Source organism: Arthrobacter sp. C152 (assembly GCF_054890965.1).
Window position 1 is genome coordinate 34,907 of record NZ_JBTZSU010000034.1, and the last position, 11,817, is coordinate 46,723.

8 protein-coding genes are annotated in these 11,817 nt (G+C 68.3%); 6 read left to right on the top strand and 2 right to left on the bottom strand.

Features of this window, described 5'->3' with window-relative positions; genetic code table 11:
• The first annotated feature begins 103 nt into the window (after positions 1 to 103).
• The 3 genes from ACYSM9_RS18030 to ACYSM9_RS18040 are packed head-to-tail and all read left to right on the top strand — an operon-like array spanning position 104 to position 2,788.
• Complete coding sequence (locus ACYSM9_RS18030) at positions 104 to 1,072, top strand: ABC transporter ATP-binding protein (RefSeq protein WP_461858327.1); 969 nt, start codon at positions 104 to 106, stop codon at positions 1,070 to 1,072.
• A complete protein-coding gene (locus ACYSM9_RS18035) occupies positions 1,069 to 1,836 on the top strand; it encodes an ABC transporter permease (protein WP_461858328.1) in 768 nt (255 codons plus the stop codon). Before ACYSM9_RS18030 ends, ACYSM9_RS18035 begins: the two co-directional genes overlap by 4 nt.
• Before the next feature lie 7 nt (positions 1,837 to 1,843).
• Positions 1,844 to 2,788, top strand: coding sequence for a COX15/CtaA family protein (locus ACYSM9_RS18040; RefSeq protein ID WP_461858329.1), 945 nt, complete (start codon positions 1,844 to 1,846; stop codon positions 2,786 to 2,788).
• A gap of 93 nt (positions 2,789 to 2,881) precedes the next feature.
• Here the strand turns inward: ACYSM9_RS18040 and ACYSM9_RS18045 are convergent, their stop codons facing one another.
• Positions 2,882 to 5,137, bottom strand: coding sequence for a SulP family inorganic anion transporter (locus ACYSM9_RS18045; protein ID WP_461858330.1), 2,256 nt, complete (start codon positions 5,135 to 5,137; stop codon positions 2,882 to 2,884).
• A gap of 208 nt (positions 5,138 to 5,345) precedes the next feature.
• Entirely contained in the window at positions 5,346 to 6,305 is a 960-nt protein-coding gene (locus tag ACYSM9_RS18050; protein WP_461858331.1) for a heme o synthase, read from the bottom strand.
• A gap of 510 nt (positions 6,306 to 6,815) precedes the next feature.
• On the opposite strand from ACYSM9_RS18050, the gene tkt reads away from it, so the two are divergent.
• The 3 genes from tkt to ACYSM9_RS18065 are packed head-to-tail and all read left to right on the top strand — an operon-like array spanning position 6,816 to position 11,714.
• Positions 6,816 to 8,933 (top strand): transketolase, encoded by a 2,118-nt coding sequence (gene tkt / locus ACYSM9_RS18055; RefSeq protein ID WP_461858334.1) that lies wholly within the window; start codon positions 6,816 to 6,818, stop codon positions 8,931 to 8,933.
• Between the two features lie 27 nt (positions 8,934 to 8,960).
• A complete protein-coding gene (gene tal / locus ACYSM9_RS18060; protein ID WP_461858332.1) occupies positions 8,961 to 10,076 on the top strand; it encodes a transaldolase in 1,116 nt (371 codons plus the stop codon).
• 6 nt (positions 10,077 to 10,082) lie between these two features.
• The gene (locus ACYSM9_RS18065; protein ID WP_461858333.1) at positions 10,083 to 11,714 is read left to right on the top strand and encodes a glucose-6-phosphate isomerase; all 1,632 of its coding nucleotides are present in this window, start codon (positions 10,083 to 10,085) and stop codon (positions 11,712 to 11,714) included.
• Positions 11,715 to 11,817: the final 103 nt, after the last annotated feature.

An 11,817-nucleotide genomic window follows, 5' to 3' on the forward strand; every position in this document is an offset into this window, starting at 1 on the left:
TACTCCCGCACTCCAGTAAGGACAGGCTGACCTTCGGTGCGGCACCCGGCGCAGCGGCCGCAGGGCGGACGGCGGTAAATACTACATCCCGTAGAATACTGGGGTGCGATCCCCCCAATCCCCTGTCCTGTCCATCCATGGGCTGATCAAGGACGTAGGCCCCCTCTCCAGCCTCGACGGAAAGATGCTCCGGGTGGTCAGCGGCGTTTCCCTCGTTGCGGAACCGGGCCAGGTGACCGCCCTGCTGGGGGCCAACGGTGCGGGGAAGACCACCACCCTGGAGTGCGCCCAGGGCCTGCAGAAGCGCAGCGGCGGCAGCATCTCCCTGCTGGGCCAGGACCCTGCCACGGCCGGGGCGGACCTGCGCTCCCGGGTAGGCGTGATGCTGCAGGACGGCGGCCTCCCGCCGTCGGCCCGTCCCCTGCCGCTGCTGCGGCACATCGCCGGGCTGTATGCCCGCCCCTGGCCGGTGGAGGACCTGGTGGGGCGGCTTGGCATCGACACCTTCAGCAGGACCAGCGTCCGCCGCCTCTCGGGCGGCCAGAAGCAGCGCCTCGCCCTGGCCGCCGCCTTGATCGGCCGGCCGGAGGTGCTCTTCCTTGACGAGCCCAGCGCGGGCCTTGATCCGCAGTCGCGGCAGCTCGTGTTCGACCTGATTGCCGAACTCCGCGATGGTGGCATGGGCATCATCCTCACCACCCACCTGATGGACGACGCGCAGCGGCTGGCGGACTACGTCTACATCATCGACGGCGGACGCAACGTTGCCGAAGGGACCGTCCAGGAGCTTTTGCAGCACCACCCCGCCGCGGAGCAGGGTGCCGAGCACATCAGGACCCTGGTGTTCGAGGCGCCGCCGGGACTTGACCCCGCGAAGGTACTTCCGGAGGGCGTCGATGTCTCCGAACCCCGGGCCGGCAGCTACACGGTGACCGGTGCCCTGACCCCCGGCCATCTTGCAGCCCTCGCCCGGTGGTGGGAACAGCAGGGCATCATGCCGGCGTCAATGAGCCTCCAGGCGCGTAGCCTTGAAGACGTCTTTTTGGATATTTCAGGAAAGGACATCCGATGAGCCCGGCCGCCACGCAGGAAACCCAGCAGCCCGCCTCCCTGCTGCGCCGTGTCCTGCTGCAGGGAAAGTACGAGGCACTGACCATGCTGCGGAACGGCGAGCAACTGATCCTCGCGATCGTGCTGCCGCTGCTGGCGCTGGTGGGGCTGACCGTCACCCCTTTCCTGGATGGGATGGGTTCGAGCCGCATCAACGTGGCCGTTCCGGGGATCCTGGCCCTGTGCGCCATGTCCACCGCCTTCACCGGCCAGGGCATCGCCACCGGATTCGACCGGCGCTACGGGGTCCTGCGGTTCCTGTCCACCACTCCCCTGGGCCGCGGCGGCCTGATCGCCGGCAAGGTGCTCTCCGTCCTGGCGGTCCTCTGCCTGCAGGTTGTGGTGGTCGGCCTGGTGGCGCTCGCACTGGGCTGGCAGCCGGTGCCCGGGGGCTGGCTCCCCGGGCTGGCACTGCTGGCCCTGGGCGCGGCGGCCTTCACGGCGCTGGGACTCCTGGTGGCCGGCACGGTGCGCCCCGAGGCAACCCTGGCCATCACCAACCTGCTGTGGATCCTCCTCGGGGCCATGGGCGGCATCGTCATCCCCGCAACGAGGCTGCCGGCCGCGGCACAGGCGGTGGTGCACTACCTGCCCTCCGGCGCGCTGGGCGAGTCGATGCGTGCCGCTTTCCTTGGCGGGGCCGTGAACGGCGGCGCCGCCCTCATCCTGCTGCTCTGGACGGTCATCGCCGGGGCAGCAGCCATCCGTTGGTTCAAGTGGAATTGAGATCATTGTGAGCACGGCTTCACGCCTTCCCCAGCTGGCCGGCCGGCTGGCTTCACGCCTGCCGCACACTGTGGACGCCCGTATCCGCGGCCTCGCCGTTGCCTCCCTGATCGGCCAGACCCTCCTGGTGGTCACCGGCGGCGCGGTCCGCCTCACAGCCTCCGGGCTGGGCTGCCCCACCTGGCCCCGCTGCACCTCCGACTCGCTGGTCAATACCCCAGAGATGGGTATCCACGGCTTCATTGAATTCGGAAACCGGCTGCTGACGTTCGCCCTGGCTGCCGTGGCGGCCCTGATGCTGGTGTACCTGTGGAACCTCCGGAAGGAACGCAAGGACCTTTTCCTGCTGGCCCTCGGCCTGCTGGGCAGCATCCCGGCCCAGGCCGTGATCGGCGGCATCACCGTGCTGACCAACCTCAACCCCTGGGTGGTGGGGCTGCACTTCCTGGTCTCCATGGCCCTGGTCGTGTTCGCCACCCTGCTCGTGAACCGCGCCTACGGGCGGACCGGCCGCTTCCTGTCCGCCCGGCCTGCCGCCCTGCCGGGCGTGCTGCGCCCGGTGACGGCCGCCGTCGCGCTTTTCTCCGCCGCCGCAGTGATGCTGGGCGTGGTGGTGACGGGCGCGGGACCGCACGCAGGTGACGCCGACGCGCCGCGCAACGACCTGGACTGGGACCTGTTCTCGCACATCCACGCCGTCCCGGCGTACCTGGTCACGGCCGGGACCCTCGTGGCGCTGGTCCTCGTATTCCGGCGCCGGATCACCGGGCCCTTCCGGACCGCAGTCCTGGCACTTCTGGCGGTGACCGTGCTCCAGGCGGTCATTGGCTTCACTCAGTACTACAACGGCATTCCAGCCCTGCTCGTGGCGGCACACATGCTGGGCGCCGCCCTGCTCATGGCGGCGGCGACGAACGCGTGGGACGTCGCCCGGTCCAGCCCCGTGCAGTAGTCCATGCCCCTGCGCCAGGTGCCCCGGTTCCGTTGTGGAACCGGGGCACCTGGTTTTTGCCTGGGTAGTTGGACCGTCCCGCCTACCGGCCCGTCACGGCGCCGGCACGGCGTCCAGACCGGCTGTACAGGCCGGGTCAAGGTGTTCGATGCCGCCAGCCGTGATGTGCAGGACCCGGGCAGTGGCGATGTCGTAGAACAGGCCCATCGCCTGGACGCGTCCGTCCGCCAGGGCAGGGCCCGTCACGGGGTGGTTGTCCAGCTTGCCCAGCTGCACGGCGATGTTGACCATCGCCAGCTGGTCCACCGTGGTGTATCCCGCCTCGGCGGCCTGCCTGCCGACCGGGTGCCCTGCCAGCAGTTCCAGGTGGCGTGGCCGTGCGTGGTCGAGCCAGGCGTCGAAGCCGGAACCGAGGGAGCTGATGTCCTCCCCGGACGCCTCGCCCAGCACTGCCTTCATGGCGCCGCAGTTCGAGTGGCCGCAGATAACGATGGAGTCCACCGCCAGGGCCTTGACCGCGAAGGAGAGGGCGGAATCGATCGAGCTGTCCCGGCCGTCGCTGCACACCACGTTGCCGATGTTCCGGAGGGTGAGCAGGTCACCGGGACCGCTGCTGGTGATCAGGTTCGGGTTCACGCGCGAGTCGACACACGCCACGAACAGGCTGTCGGGGTTCTGGGCGTCGGTGAGGTCCTGAACCAGGGGACGGACCTGGTTGGCGAACCGGCGGTGGTACTTGTCGATGCCCAGCAGGAGCGGGGCGGACCGTGGCGGAAGCGGCAGCTCTGCCGCTTCCTCGCGCCGGGGTGCCTGGTGCTCCGCGTCCTGGAAGAGCGTGTTCCCGTGCTCCTCCACGCGGACCGAGCCTCCCCTGGCCTGGTGCTGGAGCTGCCAGGCGAGCAGTGCTTCGCGGAAGGCATGGTCAACGTAATCCGCGTTCAGTTCGACGACGACGCCGGTTCCGGCGGGCAAGGACTGCAGCACGGCGTTCAGCCGGGGAAGGGCAAAGAAGCTGCACGAGCCGGCAATGGTGACACGCCAGGACGACGACGGCGTGGCGGGCGCGTGGGCGTGGATGGCGGTCCGGAGCATCCGCCAGAGCACGCTGGCCGCGGCCAGGGCGAGGCCGATCATGACCCCTTCGAGCAGGTTCAGGAACACGACGCAGAGCAGCGTCACGGCGTAGATGGGAAGGTCGCCGGTGCGCAGGCTGGTGCGGATGTCGGCCACCTTGATCAGGCGGGCACCGATGACGATCAGCAGCCCGGCCAGGACCGCCAGGGGGATCAGCTGGATCAGTCCGGCAAACAGGGCCGAGAAGGCCAGGACCCAGACGCCGTGCAGTACCGCGGAGGCGCGGGTGGCGGCGCCGGCTTCGACGTTGGTGGCGCTGCGGACGATCACCCCGGTGACCGGCAGCCCGCCCAGGGAGCCGGAGACCATGTTCGCCGCGCCCTGGCCCATGAGTTCGCGGTTGAGGTTGGTGCGGGGGCCGGTCTGCATCTTGTCCACCGCTACGGCGGAGAGCAGGGATTCGATGCTGGCGATGAGTGCCATGGTCAGGACGGCGAAGGTGAAGGCCCGCCAGTTCCCGTCGGGCAGTTCCGGCAGGGCGACGGCATCGAGGATCGAGCCATCCAGGGCGATGCGTTCGACGCCGGGCGCGAAGGCCACGGACAGGGCGGTCCCGGCCGCAACGGCGGCGAGCGGACCGGGGATCCGCCGGACCACGGCCGGCGTGAATTTCCAGCACAGCAGGATCGCCACGACGGCCAGTCCCAGCAGGGCTGCGTGAAGCTCCAGGCTGGTGATGGCCGCGGGAAGTGCGACGAGGTTTTCGAGGGCGGACCCGGCGGGCTCGGACCCCAGCAGCACCTGGAGTTGCTGCAGGATGATGGTGATGCCGATGCCGGCCAGCATGGCCTTGACGACAACGGGCGAGACCGCCAGTGCCGCACGGCCCACCCTGCTGATGCCCAGCAGGAGCTGCACGACGCCGGCAGCGGCCGTGATGGCGCAGGTCACCTGCCAGCCGAATTCCTGGACCAGGCCGGCCACCACCACAGTCAGGCCGGCCGCGGGTCCACTCACCTGGAGCGGCGAGCCGCCGAGGCTGCCCGCGACGATCCCACCGACGGCGGCGGCGATGAGGCCAGCCATGATCGGCGCCCCGGAGGCGGCTGCAATGCCAAGCGACAGCGGCAGGGCGACGAGGAAGACCACCAGGGATGCCGGGACGTCGGCGCCCAGGTGGGCAAAGTGCGCACGGGAGAACCTGGGGCGGCGGCCCCGGCTTCCTCCCGGCGGGCTGTGGCTGGGGGCAGGGACGGCGGATGGACGGGCTTCCATGGTTCTCCTTTGATTGCGGGAAGGGTCCGCTCCACCGTAAGCACGCAGTCATTCCCAATGACAGTAAAAGTGACGGATATGACAAAGGTGTCATGCGGGTCCGGCGCGGCCGTCCGGACGCCCCCCGTTCCTGCACTCCCCCGGAAAACAAAAAAGCCGGCCTCCACCGTGGGGTGGAGGCCGGCTGGAGGCGGCGGCTTTGGGGACGTCAGCCGCCCACGACCGCTGCCCCCACGAACGGGTCGACCGCCAGGGCGATGAAGAGCAGGGTCAGGTAGCTGATGGACCCGTGGAAGACCTTCATGGCCCGCTTGTCGGGGATGTCTTCGCGCTGGGCCCGCGCATACAGGGCGTGTGATTCGTAAAGGAACCAGGCGCCGGCAAGCACGGCGGTCGCCGTGTACACCCATCCGGCTCCGCCCGCAGGGATCATGAGCAGCGAGCAGGCCACCATCGCCCAGGCGTAGAGGACCACCTGGACGGAAACCACCTTGGCGCCGGCAATGGCTCCGAGCATGGGAACGTTCGCGTTGCGGTAGTCCTCGCCGTAGCGCATGGACAGCGGCCAATAGTGCGGCGGGGTCCAGAGGAAGATCACCATGAACAGGATGACCGCGGGCCACTCCACGGAGTTGGTGACGGCGGCCCAGGCGATGAGGACCGGGAAGCAGCCGGCGGCGCCGCCCCACACGATGTTCTGGGCAGTGCGGCGCTTCAGGATCATGGTGTAGATGACCACGTAGAAGAAGATGGCCCCCAGCCCAAGCCAGGCCGAGAGGGGGTTGGCCCCAAACCACAGGATGGCGATGGCTGCCGCGCCCAGGAGCCAGGAGAACACCAGCGCCTCGCGGGGAGTGACCTCTCCGGTGACCAGCGGCCGGTTCTCGGTCCGGTGCATCAGCTTGTCGATATCCCGGTCGATGTAGCAGTTGAAGGCTCCGGCACTGCCGGCGGCGAAGGCGCCGCCCACCAGGGTGGCCAGGATCAGGCCGATGGACGGGAAGCCCCGCTCGGCGTAGATCATGGTGGGCAGGGTGCTGACGAGCAGCAGTTCGATGACGCGGGGCTTGGTGAGGGCGAGATACGCCTTGGCCTTACGGGCAAACCCGGCACCGGAGGCCCGGGATGCGTTCAGCGGCGTATCTGTTGTGCTCACGGTGGCAGTCACCCGTTCTGTATGGCAGTTGAGGCTGGCTTGCAGCTCCGGTCGTGCGGCCCGCAGCCCGGGCACGCCACGAAAGGATCAGTTCCGATGGATCGTGCAACAGCCGGGGAACTCCGGACGGCAAAAGTGACACCCACCCGGCGTTGGCCTCAAATATCATACCGCGCCGGCACCGCGCTTCCGGCCCCGCCATATGCGCATTTGATCGCTCGCAGCCCGATTCGAGCAGATTAACTCAACCTCACGTCAGGGTCATTCACAAAAGGGGAAATTGCGTCCACAACGTGAGATTTGGGCCGCTCGAAGTATGGATAAGAGCTAAGCTGGCACCAGATCAGCACGCACCGGGGAAGCAGCGGAAAACGCATTCCGAAAGGTGCGGCGGCTGAGTCAAGGATCAACGTTTCGATGGCGACTGGGTACACCCGCAACGGGCGCCATAAAGCGCGCCTGCAACCGATCGGATGTACCGGCGCGATCAGCACAGAGAGGGGCCCGGTTTTCGTGCCACATTTGGAAGAGCAAGAACTGTCATGGACCAGCCTGGACCAGAAGGCCGTGGACACCATCCGCGTTTTGGCCGCGGATGCGGTGGAGAAGGTGGGCAACGGCCACCCCGGCACGGCGATGAGCCTGGCTCCGGCGGCGTACCTGCTGTTCCAGAAGCTGATGCGCCACGACCCCCGCGACCCGCAGTGGCTGGGCCGTGACCGCTTCATCCTGTCCCCGGGCCACACCTCGCTGACGCTCTACATCCAACTGTTCCTGAACGGCTACGGGCTGGAACTGAAGGACCTTGAGGCGCTGCGCACCTGGGGCTCCCTGACCCCGGGCCACCCTGAGTACAAGCACACCGCGGGCGTCGAAATCACCACCGGTCCGTTGGGCCAGGGCCTGGCCTCCTCGGTCGGCTTCGCCTACTCCCAGCGCCGCCAGCGCGGCCTGTTCGACGCCGACGCTCCCGCCGGCCAGTCGCCGTTTGACCACACCATCTGGGTCATCGCCTCCGACGGCGACCTCCAGGAAGGCGTCACGGCCGAGGCGTCCTCGCTGGCCGGACACCAGGAGCTGGGCAACCTCGTAGTGATCTACGACGAGAACCACATCTCCATCGAGGACGACACCGACATCGCGTTCACCGAGGACGTACTGAAGCGCTACGAGGCCTACGGCTGGCACACCCAGCGCGTGGACTGGACCAAGACCGGCGAATACAAGGAAGACGTCCAGGAGCTTTACAGCGCCCTGCTCGCGGCCAAGGCCGAAACCGCCAAGCCGTCGATCATCTCGCTGCGGACCATCATCGGCTACCCGGCCCCGAAGAAGCAGAACACGGGCAAGATCCACGGCTCGGCCCTCGGTTCCGAGGAAGTCGCCGCGCTCAAGTCGGTGCTGGGCTTCGACCCCGCCAAGTCCTTCGAGGTGGACCAGGAAGTCCTGGACCACGCCCGCCAGGTCGTGGACCGTGGCTCGGCAGCCCGCAAGGAATGGGAAGAATCCTTCACCGCCTGGCAGGAAGCCAACCCCGAGGGCGCGGCACTGCTGCAGCGCATCGAAGCCCAGGAACTGCCCGACGGCGTCGACGCAGCCCTGCCGGTCTTCCCGGCCGGCAAGGACGTCTCCACCCGCGCCGCCTCCGGCAAGGTCCTGAACGCCCTTGGCCCGGTCCTGCCCGAACTCTGGGGCGGCTCGGCCGACCTCGCGGAGTCCAACAACACCACCATCGAAGGCTCGCCCTCGTTCGTGCCCGCCTCCAAGCAGACCGGTGCCTGGTCGGGCAACCCGTACGGCCGGGTGCTGCACTTCGGCATCCGCGAGCACGCCGCAGCCTCGATCGTGAACGGCATCAGCCTTGCGGGCAACACCCGCGCGTTCTCCGGCACGTTCCTGATCTTCTCCGACTACCAGCGCCCGGCCATCCGCCTCGGCGCCCTGATGGGTGTGCCGTCCCTGTACGTCTGGACGCACGACTCCATCGGCCTCGGCGAAGACGGCCCCACCCACCAGCCGGTGGAACAGCTCGCGTCGCTGCGCGCCATCGTGGGCCTGGACGTCGTCCGCCCCGGTGACGCCAACGAAGTGGCAGCGGCGTGGAAGACCATGCTGGAAAACCACGCCAACCCCGCAGGCATCGTCCTGACCCGCCAGAACATCCCCACCTGGGAGCGCGGCGAGGGCGACGCCGACGGCGACACCTTCGCGTCCACCGCCGGTGTCGCCAAGGGCGGCTACGTCCTGGCCGAGGCCTCCAAGGACGGCGCCACCGTCCCCGCCGACGTCATCCTGATCGCCACCGGCTCCGAGGTCCAGCTGGCCGTCAAGGCCCGCGAAACCCTCCAGTCCGAAGGCATCGCGGCCCGCGTCGTCTCCATGCCCTGCGTCGAATGGTTCAACAAGCAGGACGCCGCCTACCGCGAATCCGTCCTGCCCGCCGCCGTCAAGGCCCGCGTCTCGGTCGAAGCAGGACTGGCCCTGGGCTGGAAGGAATTCGTCGGCGACGCCGGCCGTTCCGTCAGCCTCGAGCACTACGGCGCTTCCGCCGACTACAAGCGCCTCTTCCAGGAGTTCGGCATCACCGCGGAGGCAGTTGCCGCCGCCGCCAAGGACTCCCTCGCCGCCCTCCAGGCCTGAAACCCTGACTTTTAGGAGATCAACACCATGACTACCCCCACCCAGCAGCTCTCCGACGCCGGAGTCTCCATCTGGCTCGACGACCTCTCCCGCGGACGCCTGGAAACGGGCACGCTGCGCAAGCTCATCGAAGAGAAGAACGTGGTCGGTGTGACCACCAACCCGTCCATCTTCCACGCCGCCATCACCTCCGGCACGGACTACGACGCAACGATCGCAGCCCAGGCAGCGGCCGGCGCCAGCGTCGAGGACACCATCTTCGAAATCACCACCACGGACGTCGCCGACGCCTGCGACCTGTTCGCCCCCGTGGCGGCAGCGACCAAGGGCGTCGACGGCCGCGTGTCCATCGAAGTGGACCCGCGTCTGGCGTGGGACACCGCAGGAACCATCGCCGAGGCGAAGCACCTGTACAAGAAGGTCAATAAGGACAACGTCCACATCAAGATCCCGGCCACCCTCGAGGGCCTCGAAGCGATCACCGCCACCCTGGCCGAGGGCATCAGCGTCAACGTGACCCTGATCTTCTCCCTGGAGCGCTACCGCGCGGTCATCAACGCCTTCCAGTCCGGCCTGGAACAGGCCCGGGAAAACGGCCACGACCTCACCAAGATCCACTCGGTCGCGTCGTTCTTCGTCTCCCGCGTGGACACCGAAATCGACAAGCGCCTCGATGCGATCGGCACCGACGAAGCCAAGGCCCTGAAGGGCAAGGCCGGCGTCGCCAACGCCCGCCTGGCCTACCAGGTCTACGAAGAACTCTTCTCCACCGAACGCTGGGCGCTGCTCGCCGAAGCCGGCGCGCTCCCCCAGCGTCCGCTCTGGGCATCCACCGGGGTGAAGGACCCCGCCTACCCGGACACCCTGTACGTGACCGAACTGGTAGCGCCCGGCGTCGTGAACACCATGCCCGAAAAGACCCTGGACGCCACCTTCGACCACGGCGTGGTCACCGGTGACACCGTCACCGGCAACTACGCCGACGCCAACGCAACCCTCGACGCCCTGGAGAAGCTCGGCGTCTCCTACAACGACGTCGTCGCCATCCTCGAATCCGAAGGCCTCGACAAGTTCGTGGCCAGCTGGAAGGAACTGCTGGCCGACGTCGAAGGCGCCCTCGCCGCTGCACGGAAGGCCTCCTAACCACCCATGAGCACACTCAGCTACGAAGCCACCGGTGCCGCACAGCAGGCACTCGAACAGCACCTCCCCGCCCTGGTGGAGGACCGGATCGCCACCCGGATCTTCGCCAAGGACCACACCTTGTGGGGACCCGACGCGGAGTCCGAATCGGCTATCCGCCTCGGCTGGGTCGAGGCGGCCACCGTCTCCCAGCCGCTGGTGAAGGAGATCCTGGAGCTCCGGGACGCCCTCCGGTCTGAAGGCGTCACCCGCATCGTGCTTTGCGGCATGGGCGGGTCCTCGCTGGCCCCTGAGGTCATCGCCGGCACCGCGGGCGTGGAGCTGACTGTGCTGGACAGCACGGACCCGGACCAGGTCCGTGCTGCCCTGGAGGAGCGCCTGGCCGAAACCGCCATTGTGGTGTCCTCCAAGTCCGGCTCCACCGTGGAGACCGACTCCCAGCGGAGGGTTTTTGAGAAGGCGTTCAACGACGCCGGCATCGATGCGGCCAGCCGGATCATCATCGTCACCGACCCTGGTTCCCCGCTGGACAAGGCCTCCCGCGAGGCAGGGTACCGCGCCGTGTTCAACGCCGACCCCAACGTGGGCGGCCGGTTCTCCGCGCTGACCGCGTTCGGCCTTGTGCCTTCCGGCCTGGCCGGCGTGGACATCCAGGCCTTCCTGGACGAGGCGGAAGAAGCAGGCGAAGTCCTGAACGAGGACGCACCGGAGAACATCGGCCTGGCTCTTGGCACGGCACTGGGTGGAACCAACCCGCTGCGCAACAAGATCGTCATCGCCGAGGACGGCTCCGGCATTGTGGGCTTCGCCGACTGGGCAGAACAGCTCATCGCAGAATCCACGGGCAAGCTGGGCACCGGCGTCCTGCCGGTCGTGGCCGGCCCTTCATCCCCCGAGGTGAAGACCGGGGCCAGCGACGTGCTGGTGGTGCGCCTGGTGGGTGCCGACGCCGACGTTGATCTGGGCGAAAACGAAGTGGCCATCGCGGGTGGCCTTGCCGCCCAGATGATGGTGTGGGAATTTGCCACTGCCGTGGCCGGGCGCCTGCTGGGCATCAACCCGTTTGACCAGCCCGACGTCGAGGCTGCCAAGGTGGCCGCCCGCGGGCTCCTGGACGCGCAGCCCGAGCCTACTCCGGCTGCCTTCACCGACGGCGCCATCGAGGTCCGCGGCGGCGACTGGCTGGGCGGTGCCGCAACGGCTGAAGAGGCCGTCCGTGCCCTCCTGGGCACCCTCCAGCCGGACAGCTACCTCAGTGTCCAGGCGTACTTCGACCGGCTGGCGTTCGCGCAGCTCGAAGGCGTCCGCGATGACCTGGCCGCAGTCACCGGCCGTCCGGTGACCTTCGGCTGGGGGCCACGCTTCCTGCACTCCACCGGCCAGTTCCACAAGGGCGGTCCCGCCATCGGCGTGTTCCTCCAGGTGACGGCCGCGTCCACGGAAGACCTTGCCATCCCGGACCGTCCCTTCACCTTTGGTGAACTCATCGCCGCCCAGGCGGCAGGGGACGCCCAGGTCCTGGCGGAGCACGGCCGTCCCGTGCTGCGCCTCCACCTCACCGACCGCGCCGCCGGCGTGGCGCAGCTGCAGGACATCGTCGCTGCGCTGTCCACCCGCGCATCCGCAACCGAAAGCTAAGGCACAGAACCACCATGCCAGAAACTGAATACGGCAGGAAAGGCGCAGGCCGCGGGCGTAATCCGTTGCGTGACCCGCGTGATCGTCGTTTGAACCGGATTGC

What these genes read in the sequence shown, in the direction of transcription:
- ACYSM9_RS18035 (WP_461858328.1), top strand. Translation starts at nt 1,069, where the DNA reads ATGAGCCCGGCCGCCACGCAGGAAACCCAGCAGCCCGCCTCCCTGCTG.
- ACYSM9_RS18045 (WP_461858330.1), bottom strand. Translation starts at nt 5,137, where the DNA reads ATGGAAGCCCGTCCATCCGCCGTCCCTGCCCCCAGCCACAGCCCGCCG.
- tal (WP_461858332.1), top strand. Translation starts at nt 8,961, where the DNA reads ATGACTACCCCCACCCAGCAGCTCTCCGACGCCGGAGTCTCCATCTGG.
- ACYSM9_RS18065 (WP_461858333.1), top strand. Translation starts at nt 10,083, where the DNA reads ATGAGCACACTCAGCTACGAAGCCACCGGTGCCGCACAGCAGGCACTC.